A 17,998-nucleotide genomic window follows, 5' to 3' on the forward strand; every position below is an offset into this window, starting at 1 on the left:
GCCTTGTGGAACCACCTGATCCCATCCCGAACTCAGAAGTGAAACGCAAACGCGCCGATGGTAGTGTGGGGTCTCCCCATGTGAGAGTAGGTCATCGCCAAGCGCCTAATTATCTCATTGAGATGTAACGAAGCCAGCTGAATAAGCTGGCTTTTTTGCGTCTGCAATTTGTAAAACTCAGCCTGTTCTTCATTTCATTAGTAAGTTTTGCTCCCGTTATTCTCTCCACAACACCAAATGTGCTGATTTAGTCCCCATAGCTATCAATGACCAGATACAAAAAAGCAGCCATAAGGCTGCTTTCTTCAATTGATTCACAGCTATCGCGAGGTCTAAGCTTCTTTAAGCCACTGGGCGGCACGTTTAGCGAAGTAAGTTAAAATACCGTCTGCGCCTGCGCGTTTAAAGCAAAGTAGAGATTCCATGACGATGGCCTTTTCGGCTAACCAACCATTTTGGATGGCGGCCATGTGCATGGCGTATTCACCACTGACTTGATAGGCGAATGTTGGCACTGCAAGTTCAGTTTTAACGCGATGCACTATATCTAAATACGGCATGCCTGGCTTAACCATGACCATGTCAGCACCTTCTTGAATATCGAGTGCGACTTCATGCAGAGCTTCGTCACTGTTTGCTGGATCCATCTGGTAGCTGTGTTTGTTGCCACCCTTGAGATTACCTGCTGAGCCTACTGCGTCACGGAACGGGCCGTAGTAGCTCGAAGAGTATTTTGCTGAATAAGCCATGATTTGGGTGTTTACATGGCCTGCTGCTTCTAAGGCTTGGCGAATAGCGCCTATGCGGCCATCCATCATGTCTGACGGTGCAACTATGTCTGCACCGGCTTCAGCGTGTGACAATGCTTGCTTCACTAAAATCTCGGTAGTGATGTCGTTTAGGATGTACCCAGTCTCATCTATGATGCCGTCTTGACCATGAGTGGTGAAGGGGTCCAATGCTACGTCTGTCATGATGCCAAGCTGTGGAAAGGCTTTTTTAAGCTCACGTACAGCACGTTGCACTAAGGCATCGGCGTTATAAGCTTCTTCTGCCATTAAGGTTTTTTTCTCTGCAGGCGTCACAGGGAATAGCGCAATTAATGGGATGCCTAACTCAACCAGTTCTTCGGCTTCTTTTAGTAGCAAATCGATTGAGTAACGTTCAATACCTGGCATAGAGGCGATCTTTTCACTGCGATTGGTGCCCTCTAGAACAAACATGGGATAAATCAAGTCATTGACCGTTAGTTGATTTTCGGCCATGAGACGACGGCTAAAATCATGTTTACGCATGCGGCGCATTCTACGCTGAGGGAAGGCACTGGTAATGATATTCACATTTGACTCCTAATTAGGTACTGGTCCTGCTTGAACTGATGAAAATAAGCTGACTTGATTACGTCCACCATTTTTCGCTTGGTAGAGGGCTTTATCCGCTTGTTCTAATAATTTAGTGCTGTGCTGATCGTTAGTGACGATATCGGCACTGACTCCGATACTGATAGTCAAAGGTATCGCTACACCTTCCCATTCGAAATTGATAGAGGCAACTGCGTCCCTTATCGTTTCAGCGACTTGGAGTGCACCATCTTCTGCTGTATTAGGCAGGATGATAGCAAACTCCTCGCCTCCATAACGTGATACGAGATCTGTTGGCCGCTTTAAATGTTGCTGTAATGTTTGGGCTATGGTTCGTAAGGCTTCATCGCCTGCAAGATGGCCGAATCTATCGTTGATCAGCTTGAAGCGATCGATATCGAGCATCAACAGGGCTATGGGTGTTTCTTGCCTGCGGCTGATCCGGCTTTCAGCGATCAAACGTTTATCGAAAGCACTGCGGTTTTTGACCCCAGTTAAACTGTCGATAGTGCTTTGTTCGGTGAGCTTTTGGTTTACCTCATGCAATTCTCTGAGGGTGATTTCAAGTTCTAAGGTGCGCTCTTGCACCATTTGCTCGAGTTTCTCATTGCTCTCGGCTTCCGCTTTTAGGGCTTCTTCCCGCGCGCTGCGAATTTTCTGTGCTTGCTTCAAGGCCTCTTGCTGAATACGTAACTTAGCTTTGCGTTCATCGTTATAGCGGATGGCTAGCACCAGAGACATAAAGATGATTTCAAACGTCAGGCCGAGCATGACAGGCGTTTGCGGTTTTAAATTGAGGTCAATCACGCTGAGATACAACAAGCTACTGATGCAAGCTCCTGTCAGCATACTCACCCAGCCAATAGTGTACATACGTGCCAGTTTATGGCCATTGATGGCCTGAGTAATAGCAAAGACCATCAGTACCAGGCTGAGCACTGCAACGGAAATGATCTCGATATAGAGCGCCGTTCCATATTGGATAAAAGGCGTGGCGAGTCCAATACATAGGATATACACAGCGCTATAGCGACAAGTCAGCAGCATGCGGCGGTTTAAATATTTGAGCTGTAATATTTTTTCAGTAAACATCAGCGCAAACGCCATAACGATTGGCAGTAAAAACGGCACCATAACTTGCTGTAATATTGGCCAATTTGGCCAGAGGAATCGAAAGGCAAAACCGTTGATGGTAGCGACGAGCAAGGTCATGCTCAGCACATAGCCGGAATAATAGCTGTAACTGAATGAGCCCGATGCAATAGCAATAAAGAGGCTAAAGATACCAATCGCGGCCAGTACGCCGAGTTGGAAACCATGTTCGACGGCGGTGGATTCGGCAATCTGGGCTAAGTCGTTAGATGACCAGAGATTCAACGATACCGCCGCGCTGCCTTCGGTCTGAATATGCAAATAAAAAGTATGGGTATCATCCATGTTGAGCTTAAAAGGATACAGGAAGATATTGCTCAAAAATGGTCGTTCGTTATAGGGAAAGGTGTCGCCCATAAGCACAGTATTAGCGAGCTTATTATTGACTAAATGGTAGATAGTCACTTTGTCTAACAAGGGGTTATCTAACGCTAAAATGCGTGAAAGTGTTTCGTCTGGGCTAGTTAAGCTGAAACTCAGCCAAAAATCATGGCCGCTGAGTTTTTGAATGTCTTTATTGGTGAAGTTGTGCCAATCCGTTTTTGGCAAGGCTTGGATCTCGGTAAACTCCTTCGCCGAAGTGGGGTGGCTCACCATCAACCAAGGCGTAAGGTTTAACGGTGTCGCCGTTGATTCATCAATGCTTAATAGGGTTGCGAATGAAGGTGTTGAACACAGCCATAGCCACAGCAAGAGTATGAGTGACGAGTTTCGTTTAAGCATGGACTCGGTCCAAATTAAAAAAAGCTACGCTATTCTGGTAGCAACGCGCTGCAAACTCATCAGCATTTTCACTGCGCAAGTTTGCAATATAACTCGCGATGTAGGGGAGATATTCGGGCTTGTTCTTACTCGATTTAGGCTTAGGCCGCATGCTGCGAGGCAATAAGTACGGGCTATCGGTTTCGATTAAAATGCGGTTCTGCGGAATAAATGGCACGAGTTGCGCTAACTCTTGGCCACGTCTTTCATCGCAAACCCAGCCTGTAATACCTAAATGCAAATCGAGGTCGATATAGGCTTCCATTTGGGCGTGAGTGCCAGTGAAACAATGTAAAAGCGCGCCACTAAGCTGTGGGCGATATTCCCGCAGGATAGCAATAAAGTCTTGGTGGGCATCGCGTTCGTGCATCAGCACGGGCATTTGCAGTTCAACGGCTAAGGCGAGTTGGGCAATAAATGCTTGGCGCTGGATGGGACGAGGAGAGAAATCACGATTGTAGTCTAAGCCACATTCGCCAATGGCAACCACTTGCGGTGCTTGGCAGAGTTCGGCTTGTCGCTTGCTTGAGTCAGCTTGCCAGCCACTGGCATGGTGAGGATGTACGCCAGCAGTGCAATAAAGTTGATTGGGATATTGTTGGCAAATCGCGATGGCAGCTGCACTTTCAGTTAAATCGCTGCCAATAACAATTAACGGCGAAACCCCTTGGTCCGCCGCCGCTTGTATTATCGATGCTGTGTCTGGCTCGAGTGCGCTGCCAAGTAAATTGACAGCGATATCTATGTATGAGGGCATTAGTTTAGGCGTTTTACCCGTGCCTTGGCATTGCGCTCATCAGTGCCCATTAAGAAAGAGCCTAGGGCTGCTTTTTCAATGTAGACTTTTTCGCCTTGCTTTAAGTTGAACTTACGGCCGTCGGTTTGTTTCCATACCTGACCATTAGTGAATGTTACTTTGATAGCACCGTAGGGATCTTCAGTAATAGACTGTACTTCCAGATAAATCTTATCGACCGTATTTTCTTGAACGCGCTTAGCTTCCATCCCAAAGTCATCGACAATATTAGCGGCTGGTGCTTGGGGCGTGGTGGCCGCTACTGCTACAGCAGTCGGGGCTGCAACGGTTGCTACAGTCGCAGGCGCAACTTGAGTGCTCGCCAAAGCTGGTGTTACGTCTTTGACGCTTTCTGCTAGCTTGTCATAGCAAATCAAGCGGTCGAGTTTATCGGCTGTTGCTGCACATTGGGTTAACTGCTGTTCAATGCTGGCATTTGCTTGGACTGATACCAGCATAATTGCTGCTGCCATAAGAGTTAAGCGCATGAGAATGTTCCTTATTATATTATTCCCCTAACGCCATCGAGGACGTTAGTCGTTTGTTTGTTCGTTATCTTCGTCTGACTCGTCGTCACCTTGCTTACTGTAGAAACGAGCCGCTAATAAACCGCCTTCGAACAATAACAGCATTGGTACGGCAAGCATAGTCTGGGAAATCACATCGGGTGGGGTTAACAGCATGCCCACAACGAAGGCGCCTACGACGATATAAGGACGTTTTTGCTTAAGTTCTTCAGGTGTTGTCACACCAGCCCAGCATAGTAAAACAACGGCGATAGGGATTTCAAAGGATAGACCAAAGGCAAAGAACAGCTTCAGAATGAAGTTAAGGTAACTGGTAATGTCGGTCGCAACTTGAACGCCCTCTGGGGCATTGTTAGCAAAGAAGCCAAAAACGACGGGGAATACTATGTAATAAGCGAAGGCGATACCGAGATAAAACAATAAGGTACTGCTAAATAGCAGTGGCATCACTAAACGTTTTTCATGTTTGTATAAACCCGGTGCGACAAAGGACCAGATCTGGAACAACACATAGGGCACAGCCACAAAAAACGATAATACTAGGGTCAATTTAAAAGGCGCGAAGAAAGGGGCAGCGACATCGGTCGCAATCATGCTGCCACCAAGGGGTAAAGACTGCATTAAAGGTATTGCCATGTAATGGTAGATATCATTTGCCCAGTACACGCTGCAAATGAACACTAATAACACGCTGGCAATGGATTTTAGCAGCTTGGACCTAAGTTCAAGCAAATGGCTGATAAGTGGCTGCTGTTGCGACATGAATTATCCGTTGGCTTTCGGGTTAGAACGGGTATCCGCGCCCTGAGATGGCTCATTTGGAGTAGCGGGAGATGCCGACGTTGGACTCGCCTCTACAGTGGCAGTCGGATTAGCTTGGCTCGCTTGAGCTGGACTAGTTTGAACTGGGCTCGCAACTGGAGAATGTATTTGATTCTCTGACGCAGGCGTGTCTTTTACCGGATCCTGAACTTGATAAGGACGGTTTACCGACTGTGCCGCTTGCTTCAGTTGTTCAATAGACTCTTTGAGTTCAGGTGAGAGGTTAGATAAACCTTTGCTCTCGGCTTTTTTAAGATCTGCATGTAATTGCTCGATCTTCAGCTCCTGCTCAAGTTCTTCTTTTACCGAGTTAGCCATGCGTTTCATCGCACGGATCCAACTCGTTATCGAACGCACCGCAACCGGTAGACGTTCGGGGCCAAGAACCACTAGCCCCAAAACACCGATCAGCAGCAGCTCCATAAAGCCGATACCGTCAAACATAAAGAGTTACGCCTGTTCTTTGTTAGACTCAGGTTTCTTTTCAGTCGCCTGTTGAGTCGTTTGTGCTGTTTTAGCCGCTTCGGTGTCTTCTAATGCCTTTTTATCTTCCTCTGAAGACATAGCGTTTTTAAAGCCCTTAACAGCACCACCTAAATCACCACCCAAAGAGCGTAATTTCTTTGTTCCAAACAATAAGACAACGATTAACGCGATGATAAGAAGTTGCCAAATACTAATGCCACCCATGAAGGTATCCTCTTAATTGATATCGGTTCTATTATGAACCTCTGATTAATTAGTGCTAGCTAAAATTTACGATTCTTTGGCCTAGATCGCCATCCGATAATCCACAACACCGCGCCTGAAATCAGACACACGTAAGGGCTCCACAGTGTAGCGTCTTGGTTGAACAATAACGTGCCGCAGATCAATAAAATTGCAGAAGTGATGAGCAAGTAATTACTCTTGTGTGCTTGCTGCTGATATTTCAGATACTTATCTAGCATTTGTTGCTGAGAACTCAGCAATTTCCTGCCTAATTTAAGATTATCGTAAATTAGCTCAGGGAATTCCGGAAGCTTATCAGACCAATATGGCAGTTTTGTGGATACCTTTTTAAACATTGCCTTAGGGCCCACTTGCTCGGCCATCCACTGTTCTAAGAAGGGTTTCGCCGTTTGCCAGAGATCCAGCTGCGGGTAGAGCTGACGTCCTAAGCCTTCGATGTAGAGTAATGTCTTCTCCAGCAGCACCAGCTGAGGCTGCACAACAATATCGAAGTGGCGTGCGGTGCGGAACAGTTCTAATAACACATGGCCGAAGGAGATTTCATCTAAGGGCTTGTTAAACATGGGTTCACAAACGACTTTGATGGCTTGCTCGAAGGCTTGTAGATCGGTTTTTTCCGATACCCAACCCGACTCGATATACAGCTGCGCGATACGGTGGTAATCACGATTGAAAAATGCGAGGAAGTTTTCCGCTAAATAGCGCTTATCGACTTCGCTGAGTGTGCCCATAATGCCGCAATCAAGGCCGATATAATAAGGATTCTCGGGATGATCGCGGGAGATAAAAATATTCCCTGGATGCATATCGGCATGGAAAAAGTTATCGCGGAAGACTTGGGTGAAAAACAGCTCTACGCCACGCTCGGCCAAGAGTTTAAAGTTAGTGCCCTGTGCCTTCAGTGCGGCGATATCCGATACCGGAATACCGTAAATGCGCTCCATCACCATTAAACGTGGATAGCAAAACTCTTCGTAAACATACGGAATATAAAGCGCGTCTGAATCGAGGAAGTTATTGCGCAGCTTAATGGCATTGAGTGCTTCAAGCTTAAGATTGAGCTCACCTAAAATAGTCACGCGGTAATCTTCAATCACCTCAGAGGGGCGCAGGCGATTCCCTTCACCGAGGAGATAATCGATGACCTTAGCCGTTTGCGACATCAACAGCAGATCGGCTTGGATTTTAGTTTCCACATTCGGGCGCAGCACTTTTAAGACCACGGCCTTGCCGTTGGATTTGAGCGTGGCGGTATGCACTTGGGAAATCGAGGCTGAGGCTAAGGGTGTTTCGTCAAAGTCGTCGAAGTAGCTCTCGATGGGGGCTTTAAGTTCGGCTTCAATCGCTTGACGCGCCAAGGCGCCATCGAAGGGCGGAACTTTATCCTGCAACATGGCAAGTTCATTGGCCCACTCATCGCTGAGTAAGTCACGGCGAGTTGACAGCATTTGCCCGAGCTTAATATACACAGGGCCAAGCTCTTGCATCGCCAGCTTTAAACGCTCGCCGCCAGATTTGCCTTTGTGCTTATTGCGGATCCAAAACAGGCTGTTGCGGGCGAGTTTAAAGTACCAAGGGGTCATCTTTGGCGGTAATACGTCATCTAACCCATATTGCAGTAGAGTTTTAATGACATGATAACCGCGGCGGATACTGGCAAGGGTCATGGCTTAATTTGGTCTCTTAATTTGGCAATCCGTTGTTCGAGCGCACGAGTATCGTCAACTAAGTCATCCATTTGATCGCGAAAATGAATGAGTTCAATCCGGTGTGGCGCAAGGCGATATTCTTCGATAGCGAGTTGCCCCAAATGCGAGCGGGTTTTACGCAGTACTTCAAGTGCTAAGGTTTTAGCCTGCAGTCCCGTGCTCAGTAGTTTATGGGTCAGCCCATCGCCTAAATAGCGCGACAGTGGCTCGGCAAAATCAAACTCTATGCTACGCAGATAATGGCTGAAGCTTTGTAATAGATTGAGGTCACCTTCGAGGCTGAGCTTATCCTGCTTGATGAGTTCGGTGAGGTTAGCACCCTCTGTCACACGGTAGAGCGTCGTGGCATCGGCATGTAGACTGACATCCACATCGCCTTCATAGCGACTCAGCACTTGGATTTCTTTAGCGAAGACCAAGTAAATTGGCCAGCTGAGTTGTGATAATTGAATGCGAAAGACTTTGCCATGTAACTGACGCTGGCGAGCATAGGCGTCGCCAGCTTGGGTCTGAAGTTGCTTCAAACCCGTCTCAATGGCGGCGCAGGCAAGTAACACCACTTCTTGCGGCATCATTAGAATTTATAACCGCGGTGCAGGGCAACAATACCGTCGGTCATGTTGGTGTAATCGACCTGCTCAAAGCCTGCATCGACCATCATTTGCTTGAGGGTCTCTTGGTCTGGGTGCATGCGAATCGACTCGGCTAAATATTCATAGCTGTCGGCGTCTTTCGTAATAATTTCACCCATTTTCGGCAGCACTTTAAAGCTGTATAAGTCATAGACTTTGCGCATCAGCTCGTGTTGCGGCTTAGAAAACTCCAACACTAATAACTTACCGCCTGGCTTAAGCACGCGATTCATTGAACGCAGCGCCGCGTCTTTATCGGTCACGTTACGCAGACCAAAGGCGATAGTGATGATATCGAAGTGGTTATCGGGGAAGGGCAGTGCTTCGGCGTTGGCTTGCACATAGCTCACATTGCCAACGATGCCGCGGTCACGCAGTTTAGTGCGGCCCACTTTCAGCATAGAATCGTTGATATCCGCTAATACCACTTCGCCTTTATCACCCACCAGATGGGAGAACTTAGCGGTTAAATCGCCAGTACCACCTGCAAGATCAAGCACTTTCATGCCAGGGCGAGCACCAGAGACTTCAATGGTGTAACGCTTCCAAAAACGGTGAATACCAAAGGACATAACGTCATTCATGATATCGTATTTAGCGGCAACCGAATGAAACACGCCAGCTACGAGATCGGCCTTTTTATCCGCCTCTACGGTTTTATAACCAAAGTGGGTACTTTTAGATTCACCCTCAGACATCAATGTATTCCTATTGTTTTGCAAAGTATTAGTGGCGAGTGTAAGCCATCGCCTGCATTTGCTGAATCTTTGATCTATCACTCTGTGATCGAGCTAGTAAACTCTCCTTAAGGCGTTAACTTAAAGAGTTTGGCTTTTACCAGTGTTTAGTGTGTCGACCCGATAAAATGGATTGGCATTAGACCACAATATCAGGATTTGGTGAATAGCTTAGCGCCCACAAAGGGCGCAAGCTTAACAGGCTATTGGGCCAAAAAATGACGCCTTGCCTGTACATAGGCATAGATTAACTCGCTGATACTCTGGCCGACATCCCTAAACCCGGCTTCAATACCCGCCTCATGGCAACTCGGCGCAGCCTCGGCTAAATGCAAATAAGCACAAGGGCAGTGGCGGGCGATATAACTGACATAATGCGCCGCATCTAGCAATGGCACACCCGCTGCCGTTGAGGCGCTACTGGGCATTTTAGCGATAGCATCGACGTCGAGTTCCAGCCCTACGGGCAAACCTGTGTCATTCAGTTTGGCGGCGATCTCAAGCAAGGCTTGGCTGAGGCTGATTTCGCGGCGCACCCAAATTTGTTGCAAGCTATGCCAAGTGCCACCAAATTCGCTGAGTTGACTTAGATTGGCTTCGCTGTTTTTTAACTCATGTAAACCCAGTACATGATAGCAACCTAAGGCGCCGCGATCGGCTGCGTAACTAAATCCATTGCCGCTGTGACGACCTTCGAGCAGACGAAAATCCGAATGAGGGTCAAGATTTACCGCTGCAACTTGGCGCTGATAGTGGCCGTAGGACGCCATCAATAAACCATAGGCATTGTTATGCCCACCGCCGATGAGTATGGGTTCTAAACCCGCCTTTAAAATTGCACTAACGATGCGGATCACGCGCTCATCGAGTTGCTCCACCGCATCACGTAATTCATCTAAGGTGACGTTAGTGTTAGCTGTTGTATTACTCGCGGTTTGTTGCTGCAGATCGGCGGTGTTCACTTGGCCTAACACTAGGCATTCGGCGCCAGAAAGAAAGCGATTAGATTGCAGATTGAGCCATTGGCGCATGCTGGTAGTGAACGCATCGGTCGCGCCGCCGCGGCCTAAGTTGGCGCGTGGGCCGATATCTTCACCGACGCCGAAAATGGCGAAGCTTGCCCCGTGGGCTTTGGCAGTGGCGAGTATGGTCTCTAACGTATGTTCGTGGTTAGCCAGATGGACGCATTGGCCTAATTTAGTTTCGCCGGTTCTTGGGCTGACTAATGAGGCAATATCTGTCTGGGTAAAGGGAATAAATTCAGGCATAGATTGATATTCTTATTCGGCCGGAGTCGAGCTATTGTGGCCAGTGTGGCGCGAGGATTCAATGGGGAAACGCTGAAAATAGTGAATAAAAAAGCCAGCTTAGCTGGCTTTCTTGGCTGAACAGTGAGATTACTCAATGTCGAGTGGTTCAGGTGATAAAATCACACCTGTGTTATCAGCATAAATGTGATCGCCGGGTAAGAAAGTCACACCGCCAAAATTGACCGGAATTTCCACTTCGCCCACTGAATTGCCATCAGCACCCACTGGAATTGAGGCAAGGGCTTGAATACCAATGTCCAACTCTTCCAATGCATCCACATCGCGTACAGAACCGTAAACGATAATGCCTTCCCAGTTGTTGCTAACCGCAAGTTCAGCGATAGCACCATCGATCAGCGCACGGCGTAATGAGCCACCGCCATCAACGAGTAAGACTTTACCTTGACCATCCTCTTGTAGGACTTCGGTGATTAGGCCGTTGTCTTCAAAGCACTTGATGGTGCTAATAGAACCGCCAAAAGAGCTACAACCACCGTAGTTACTGAACATGGGCTCGACTACATCTACGACATCTAAGTACATGTCACATAATTCTGAGGTGTTGTATTCCATATTTACACTCCTATTGATCCGCGTTGCGTACAGTTTAGCGAGTTTACGCCAGTATAAAAGGGATTCTTGAAAAGAAAAGTGTTATCAATCACGGTATTGTTGCCACTGGGCCGTTAACACATCTGTAGTAAAGTTTCGTCGTACTTTAGAGCTTATGCGGTAAAACTTGATATTAGTCATTAAATGACGGTTTTTTATTACAACTCTGTTGCATGCTTTGGTATTATATCCCAAGTTTAAATTAACTTACTTAACTTAATTTGCTTTAGGGGCATGGACCCCCCGTTACGCTTATGGACGGTAGAGGGCCTTCGAGAGGTGCCTATGGAAGCTGTAAATACGATTGAAATTATTGGTTATTTTGCCTCTGTAATGGTGGCGATCTCTCTAATGATGAAGAATATCATTTGGTTGCGATGGTTGAATTTTGTGGGATGTACCCTGTTTGTTGTTTATGGGGTGTTTATTTCTGCTTGGCCAGTGGCCGGCATGAATGCGTTTGTTGCTTGTATTAATATTTACCATTTGACTAAAATTTACCGCGCTAAGGCGAATACACCCGCCGCAGCCTAAGTTTATTTGATTGTGTTGCTCTTGGAATTCACATTTAGAGCAACACAATATCCTGCCTCAGCCCTATCGCTATTCCTGAAAAAACCCTTTAGCCCCAGCATAACGTCCCTAGAATCCTTCTAGATCAAAGCTCCAGCCATGCTTCTTGTCATAAAACCTTCGAGCAGATGTCACTTAGCCGTCACAGGTCTTTCTTAGTCTCAAGTTATCTAATAGTGCTTTAGCTAATTCGACTCGGGTTTGACCATTAGTAAACCGTAAATTAGCCAGCAAACGGTAAATAACGAATTCAATCGTGAGTAGGGCCTTGGTGAGTCGGTTGCGTGATACCAAGCACTCTAAGCGTCGTCGAGAGAATGCACAGATTAACATCGCAGTAAAACTCGCTGGCATGCCAGCAAGGAGCCTGTTTTATGTTGAGTTACGTTGCAGACTTAGATAAGCGAATGTTTTGTCATATCGTGAGTTTCACCCAACGTCATGGTTTATATGCCCATGCAAAGCGGGTATCGGCGAGTGGCGATGGGCATGTGTATTTATATTTGTCAGTGGGCTTGATGCTGACTCACGCTCAAGGGCAGGCCTTATTCAACTTGATGTTAGCGAGTTTTCTGGTGGAGTTGCCGCTGTATTTACTGTTGAAAAATAGCATTCGCCGTACACGACCCTGCCATGCGCTTGTGGGATTTGAGAGTGGCTTTGAGCCATCTGATCGCTTCAGTTTACCGTCGGGTCATACGGCCGCAGCCTTTGTGATGGCAATGAGTGTGGCGCAAGTTTACCCAGCAGCGGCTCCTATCGTGTTTTTATGGGCTTTTAGCATAGGGGGCTCACGTATCGCACTCGGCGTGCATTACCCCTTAGATATTTTGGCAGGAGCTTCATTGGGGAGCGGGGCGGTATTGCTGGTTCATCCGGTGATTTAATTCAAACAAGCGCACGTTAATCATTTCATCTCATTAGTTGGAATTCTCCTTCACTCATCAGTTTAAGGATACGTAATGCGAATACTCTACGGAGTTCAAGGCACAGGGAATGGCCACTTAAGTCGTGCACGCGTCATGGCTAAAGCACTGATGAAACAAGATATTGAAGTGGACTTTTTATTTTCGGGGCGTAAGCCTGATCAGTTTTTCGATATGGAATGTTTTGGCGATTATCGCGTACAAGCGGGCATGACGTTTGCGACTCACTCTGGGCGCGTGAATGTGCCGCAAACAGTTCGGCAGAATCTGTCACTATCGTTATTTAAAGATATTAAAGCCTTAGATCTCAGTTGTTACGATCTCGTGCTCAACGACTTTGAGCCAGTATCGGCTTGGGCGGCGCGGCGCCAAGGCGTGCCATCCATTGGCATTAGCCATCAGGCGGCGTTGACTCATCCTGTGCCAAAACTCGGTAGTACTTGGTTTAATGAAATGCTGCTCAATAACTTTGCCCCTGTGGATGTGGCGATGGGTTGTCATTGGCACCACTTTGGTTTTCCTATCTTGCCGCCTTTTGTCGAAGTGGATGCCAGCCCATTCGAACACACGCATCAAATCTTAGTGTATTTGCCATTTGAGGATGCGGATGTGATTGCTCGTTTCCTGTCGCATTTCAGTGACTATCAGTTTTTGGTGTACCACAGCCAACAGCCTAAGGGACAAGTTGCGGAACACATTAAGTGGCACGGCTTTAATCGTGATGGCTTTAAGCAACATCTTGCCAGCTGCGGCGGTGTGATAGGCAATGCGGGCTTTGAGCTTGCCAGCGAAGCATTAACCTTAGGTAAAAAGTTGTTAGTGAAACCACTGATTGGCCAGTTTGAGCAATTATCGAATGTGGCAGCGCTGCAACTTTTGGCGGCCGCAGACAGCATGATGAGTCTCGATGTGAACGTCGTGAAGCGCTGGCTGAAAACCGCATCACCTAATCCGATTGCCTATCCTCAGGTTGGGGATGCGCTGGTTAAATGGATTGATGGCGGCGATTGGCACGATAGTCAGCCGCTATGTAAAGAGCTGTGGAGCCAAGTTACGCTGCCTGATACCTGGCGTTAAATTAGCTCATAAGCTGTGGTGAAAAACTATTTAGGCACTAGCTGGGTCAATGGGGTTAGCGTATAATTTCGGCACTTTTGCTGTTAGCCCCTTTCAGCACGTCTATTTTGGCCTAGCTTGGCCGTTAATTATGTTGTTATAAATGAGCCTGAAAAAGTTTACCCAGTACAAGTTACTGTTTTTAATGTTGTTGTCGCTTTGTGTCTTACTCCCTTTTATTCCAGATCAGGCTTACCACATTCCCAGCCCAGATATTGCGAAGCAAAACTTCCATGTGATTGAGTTTAACGATCAAGGCCAGCCCCATGACGAAAGGCAATGGCAAGGTCTAGAGGCGCGCATATCCCAGCCTGAGCCTGCACAGATCCCAGAATTATTGATCTTTGTCCACGGCTGGCACCACAGTGCAGAGCCTAAAGATGAAAACTTTATCGCCTTCGAGCAGTTTTATCAGCAGATGGCGGCGTCCGATACGCAGCGCAACTTATTGGGTTTGTATATTGGCTGGCGCGGCGATAAATACGATCCCTTCTGGCTCGATGGCTCAGATGATGCGAAAAGCTGGATTGAACCCTTAGATTTCCCTACCATTTTACAGCGTAAACGGGTTGCTAAACGCATAGGTCAGCTAGGTTTATCTCAACTGCTTGATAAGCTCGATGGCTTAGTGACAGAGCATAAACTGCTGCGTTATACCGTAATTGGTCATAGTCTTGGCGGTGCGGTTGTTTTGCATGCCAGCAAAGACCGCATCAAGGCTGCTATCGATCATCAGCAGGATAATCCTAATTTATTCTTACTGTTAAACCCTGCAGTGCCCGCGAAGGAGTACCAGCCACTTGATACCTTGGTGAGCTTAGATAGGCAAAAGCCGAGTATGGTCGTATTGCAGTCGAAGGGCGATTTTGCGGTGAAAGAAGCCTTCAATTACATCAAGGATGGCGAGCGCGCCGTCGGTAACTCTTGGGCTATTACCCACGATATCGACAAATGCTCAGGTGGCAATTGCACTACGCCAATGAAGATGCCGTCGGCCTTGATGGCGCACGATCAAATCCCTGGCTGTATGATGACCTTGCCCCATTCTGGCTGGAAAATTCGTGCTCGTCTGCAGGCCCGTCGTACCGTGCAGACCTGTCCCGATGCCAATATGCAGGCCGTGTGGGTGCTGGCGGTGTCAGATGAAATCGTCTCAGGACACAATGGTATTCTCACACCGGATCATGCCAAAGCCTTGTCTGAAGTGATGAGTATGATTGATTTGTATCGAAATCAATTACCTAAACATGCGGTGGAAAGTCCCGCAAACCAAGATCTCGGTACTTTAGCCCCAGAGTCAGAAGCTGCAACGTCCACACAAGGTGAAGCGCCTGTGCCACAAGAGCCGGTGATGATTGTCGAGCCCTTACCTGAAGAACAAGGTTCACCGACGCCTGAGGTCAACGCACCATTGCAGGAACCAAACGTATCACAGGAACAAGATAAGTCTGCCGTAACTGAGGTACCGCACGCGCCAATCAAAGCGCCAGAACTAGAATCAAAACTTGAGGCTAAGCCAAATGACGGCGCAGAGCCTCAACCTAAGGTTGAGACTGACGGCATAAAGTGATTGAGTGCTAAATAGCTTGACCTTGTTTTGGAAGTGCTTTTAATGTGTGTTCCAAACAATGCGAAAGCGCTTCTTTTTAAAAAAGTGGTTAATGAGTAAATTTATTTTACTCATTAAAATCAAAAACAAATATTTCGACATTCATCGTCAAGTCTTGCGATGGCGTGCTAAGTTCGGTAGGTTATCTTGTAAACTGAAATCAATTTTGGCTTACTATTTATTTAGAGTTATTGGTTTGAGTGAATAAGTATTAGGTATATTAACGTTATTTACAACTTAAGTACTATCAGGGTTAGTGGTTATTAATCAAAAAATAATTAGTGATAAGGCATTATTTTAATTCATTAAACAATGGAGTGTATATGAAGTGTTCAATTTTATCCGCCTTGGTTATTTTTGCGGTATCAAACTATAGTTTTGCAAAAAGTCATAATGTGTACGCGGATGTGCAAGTTACAGATATACAACCAACGAGTGGTTTTATTTGGGAGCGTGAAAATAAAAGTGCTCCTCAATATCCAATGGAACTCGCTCGCTCGAGCATTGCTGGTTGTGCTGTCATGTCTTTTGATATTTCAGAATCGGGTAAGGCCGAAAATATCGAAGTCGTTAAATCTGTTCCTCAAAAATCACTGGGCAAATACTCAAGTCAGATATTAAAAAAATGGAACTGGGTCCCCACTTCCGCTACGAACGTAATGACTTCTGAAAAAAGAACCATAAGGTTAGATTTTTGTATAGGTGATGAGTCGACGGAACAATCTCAAAATGCCTGTAAGCAACAAACGCAATTAGTATGTGGCTAACGTCAACTTAACCATTTCAAGTTGCAAGCAAAGCCAAATCGCTTACTGCGGATTTTTTGTTTGCCACCTGCGCCAAGTAAAAGTGATTAGCGCGGCGAGTATTAGGCTGACAATGGCCCATGTGGGGTATTTGTGCTGGTGGTAAAATGCCAGCATAGGAGCAATTTCATCGCGGATTAACACTGGGCCTAACCCAAAAAGTGCCACCCAAATGCTGGTGGCTAGGGCATTACCTATTACAAATTGCTTAAGTGGCATTTTAGCCAAGCCGCAGCCGATAAACATAAATTGTTTTAATCCCTCAACAAAACGACTCAGCACTAAAGCGGCAATGCCATATTGGCCAATAACGCCATGGATTTTGTCTTCCAATTGCGGTTTTATCCAGCCCTTCTTAAGCAACACATCACCAAAGCGCCAACCGATAAAATATCCCAAACTGTTACCGCAGAGTGCAGCGCAAGCTGCGACGATCAACACCAATGGCAGTGACATTTGCCCTGCAGCAGCTAATAAACTTGCGACAATCAATAAGGATTGCCCCGGCGCTGGAATGCCAAAACCCTCGACGGCAATCGCGACAAATAGCAGCACATAGCCATATTGCTGTAGCCAAGGGGTGAGTTCGGTGATGATATGTTGTAGCGCTTCTGGCATGGATGAAAGTGATCAAATCAGTGGGACAATTAGCCCATCATACTCGCCAACTTCTCTGGCTGGATAGATTTATGAGCAAAGTTTCATGCCAGTTTTAGTTAGCGGCGGTGAATAAGTGTAACGCAGGGGTTATTAGCTTTTACCTGAAATATAAAAAAGGCCGAACTCAGTTCGGCCTTAATGTCAGTACTGTCGCGTCGATAAAACGACTATGCGAATGCCGCTTGTAGCTGTGGAACGACTTGTTTTTTACGGCTTAATACGCCGTCTAACCAGACTTTACCATCGACGGTATCTTTACCGTAGGCGCGTTGGGTCAGGTCGCTATCGTCAGATACGATTAACAGCTCTGAGCCTTCTTTCATGATATCAGTCAGCAGTAACAATACGCTGTGGCGATTGCCTTCCACTTTCAGTGCTTTGATATCGGCTTCTAACTCGGCCTTGATATCGTCAAATACTGACAGGTCGATGACTTCTAACTGGCCGATACCGACTAAGTTACCGTTCATGTTGAAGTCTTTAAAGTCACGCATAACGAGGTCGCGTGCTGGCGTGCCTTGCACAGCTGATTTCACTTTGAACATTTCCATGCCCAGTTCTTTGAAATCTTCAACGCCAGCAATTTCAGCTAACGCTTCAACGCAACGAATGTCGGCAGTGGTGCAAGTCGGTGATTTGAAAATCACGGTATCGCTCAGAATGGCGCACATCATGATGCCAGCGATATTTTTAGGGATAGCGACTTGGTAAAAGTCGAACATCATCTTTATCACTGTGTTGCTGCAACCTACTGGGCGGATCCAGCATTCTAACGGGGTATCTGTGGTCAGATCGCCAAGTTTGTGGTGATCGACAATCCCGACGATCGTCGCTTGGGCGATATCATCCGGTGCTTGAGTCAGTTCTGAATGGTCAACGATATACACTTGCTCGCCAGCGTAGCTGGTTTTGTATTCCGGTGCTTCGAAGCCGAAACGTTCCAGAATAAAAGCGGTTTCGGGTGACAATTCACCTAAACGTGCGGCAATGGCTTCTTCACCGATTTGGTTTTTTAAATAGGCTAACGCGATAGCACCGCAGATTGAATCAGAATCGGGGATCTTGTGACCGACAACGTAAATAGGCATTTCAGGGACTCTCCTTTAAATTTGTGGCAATTTTAGCAATATTTGGCTCGGATCGGAAATAGCCAAAG

19 protein-coding genes and 1 rRNA gene are annotated in these 17,998 nt (G+C 46.8%); 6 read left to right on the forward strand and 14 right to left on the reverse strand.

From position 1 onward, the window contains the following. Positions 1-103, forward strand: a 5S ribosomal RNA gene (gene rrf, locus KV201_RS11990); the annotation flags it as partial. Between the two features lie 229 nt (positions 104-332). Here rrf and hemB read toward each other — a convergent pair. The 12 genes from hemB to rraA form a co-directional block, all read right to left on the reverse strand. Next, a complete protein-coding gene (hemB, locus tag KV201_RS11995) occupies positions 333-1,340 on the reverse strand; it encodes a porphobilinogen synthase (protein WP_006087116.1) in 1,008 nt (335 codons plus the stop codon). Positions 1,341-1,349: 9 nt separating this feature from the next. Next, entirely contained in the window at positions 1,350-3,236 is a 1,887-nt protein-coding gene (locus tag KV201_RS12000; RefSeq protein WP_107402771.1) for a diguanylate cyclase, read from the reverse strand. Next, a complete protein-coding gene (locus KV201_RS12005) occupies positions 3,229-4,032 on the reverse strand; it encodes a TatD family hydrolase (protein ID WP_107402770.1) in 804 nt (267 codons plus the stop codon). The genes KV201_RS12000 and KV201_RS12005 overlap by 8 nt, the downstream gene beginning before the upstream one ends. Continuing rightward, entirely contained in the window at positions 4,032-4,559 is a 528-nt protein-coding gene (locus KV201_RS12010; protein WP_107402769.1) for a hypothetical protein, read from the reverse strand. Before KV201_RS12010 ends, KV201_RS12005 begins: the two co-directional genes overlap by 1 nt. Positions 4,560-4,604: 45 nt before the next feature. Further along, positions 4,605-5,360: a twin-arginine translocase subunit TatC gene (tatC, locus tag KV201_RS12015; RefSeq protein ID WP_063884292.1), complete on the reverse strand. Its 756-nt coding sequence runs from the start codon at positions 5,358-5,360 to the stop codon at positions 4,605-4,607. 3 nt (positions 5,361-5,363) lie between these two features. Beyond that, entirely contained in the window at positions 5,364-5,864 is a 501-nt protein-coding gene (tatB, locus tag KV201_RS12020) for a Sec-independent protein translocase protein TatB (protein ID WP_226059453.1), read from the reverse strand. Between the two features lie 6 nt (positions 5,865-5,870). Continuing rightward, positions 5,871-6,110 carry a Sec-independent protein translocase subunit TatA gene (gene tatA / locus KV201_RS12025; RefSeq protein WP_011790907.1) on the reverse strand — a complete coding sequence of 80 codons (240 nt, stop codon included), beginning with the start codon at positions 6,108-6,110 and terminating at the stop codon, positions 5,871-5,873. A 59-nt stretch (positions 6,111-6,169) separates the two neighbouring features. Continuing rightward, positions 6,170-7,819: a ubiquinone biosynthesis regulatory protein kinase UbiB gene (ubiB, locus tag KV201_RS12030; protein ID WP_226059454.1), complete on the reverse strand. Its 1,650-nt coding sequence runs from the start codon at positions 7,817-7,819 to the stop codon at positions 6,170-6,172. After that, complete coding sequence (locus tag KV201_RS12035) at positions 7,816-8,436, reverse strand: SCP2 domain-containing protein (protein WP_226059455.1); 621 nt, start codon at positions 8,434-8,436, stop codon at positions 7,816-7,818. Before KV201_RS12035 ends, ubiB begins: the two co-directional genes overlap by 4 nt. After that, positions 8,436-9,191, reverse strand: a complete 756-nt coding sequence (gene ubiE, locus KV201_RS12040; RefSeq protein WP_133182237.1) for a bifunctional demethylmenaquinone methyltransferase/2-methoxy-6-polyprenyl-1,4-benzoquinol methylase UbiE — start codon at positions 9,189-9,191, stop codon at positions 8,436-8,438. The genes KV201_RS12035 and ubiE overlap by 1 nt, the downstream gene beginning before the upstream one ends. Before the next feature lie 242 nt (positions 9,192-9,433). Beyond that, complete coding sequence (locus KV201_RS12045; protein WP_226059456.1) at positions 9,434-10,498, reverse strand: formimidoylglutamase; 1,065 nt, start codon at positions 10,496-10,498, stop codon at positions 9,434-9,436. Between the two features lie 129 nt (positions 10,499-10,627). Then, positions 10,628-11,113, reverse strand: a complete 486-nt coding sequence (gene rraA, locus KV201_RS12050) for a ribonuclease E activity regulator RraA (protein ID WP_006083324.1) — start codon at positions 11,111-11,113, stop codon at positions 10,628-10,630. Between the two features lie 324 nt (positions 11,114-11,437). On the opposite strand from rraA, the gene KV201_RS12055 reads away from it, so the two are divergent. From KV201_RS12055 to KV201_RS12075, 5 genes are all read left to right on the forward strand, one after another. Next, the gene (locus KV201_RS12055; protein WP_006083323.1) at positions 11,438-11,686 is read left to right on the forward strand and encodes a YgjV family protein; all 249 of its coding nucleotides are present in this window, start codon (positions 11,438-11,440) and stop codon (positions 11,684-11,686) included. Between the two features lie 413 nt (positions 11,687-12,099). Then, on the forward strand, positions 12,100-12,612 hold the full coding sequence (locus KV201_RS12060) for a phosphatase PAP2 family protein (RefSeq protein WP_011847985.1): 513 nt from the start codon (positions 12,100-12,102) through the stop codon (positions 12,610-12,612). 75 nt (positions 12,613-12,687) lie between these two features. Then, positions 12,688-13,728: an MJ1255/VC2487 family glycosyltransferase gene (locus KV201_RS12065; RefSeq protein ID WP_226059457.1), complete on the forward strand. Its 1,041-nt coding sequence runs from the start codon at positions 12,688-12,690 to the stop codon at positions 13,726-13,728. A gap of 142 nt (positions 13,729-13,870) precedes the next feature. Continuing rightward, positions 13,871-15,337, forward strand: a complete 1,467-nt coding sequence (locus tag KV201_RS12070; RefSeq protein WP_071938754.1) for a thioesterase — start codon at positions 13,871-13,873, stop codon at positions 15,335-15,337. A gap of 362 nt (positions 15,338-15,699) precedes the next feature. Beyond that, a complete protein-coding gene (locus tag KV201_RS12075; RefSeq protein WP_226059458.1) occupies positions 15,700-16,143 on the forward strand; it encodes an energy transducer TonB in 444 nt (147 codons plus the stop codon). Between the two features lie 42 nt (positions 16,144-16,185). Here KV201_RS12075 and KV201_RS12080 read toward each other — a convergent pair whose 3' ends face one another. Continuing rightward, positions 16,186-16,800, reverse strand: a complete 615-nt coding sequence (locus KV201_RS12080) for a DedA family protein (protein WP_226059459.1) — start codon at positions 16,798-16,800, stop codon at positions 16,186-16,188. Positions 16,801-17,009: 209 nt separating this feature from the next. Then, positions 17,010-17,930, reverse strand: a complete 921-nt coding sequence (locus tag KV201_RS12085) for a manganese-dependent inorganic pyrophosphatase (protein ID WP_006083317.1) — start codon at positions 17,928-17,930, stop codon at positions 17,010-17,012. Between the last annotated feature and the right edge of the window lie 68 nt (positions 17,931-17,998).

The sequence above is a fragment of the Shewanella sp. SR1 genome (assembly GCF_020447145.1).
In the GTDB taxonomy this organism is placed as follows: domain Bacteria; phylum Pseudomonadota; class Gammaproteobacteria; order Enterobacterales; family Shewanellaceae; genus Shewanella; species Shewanella baltica.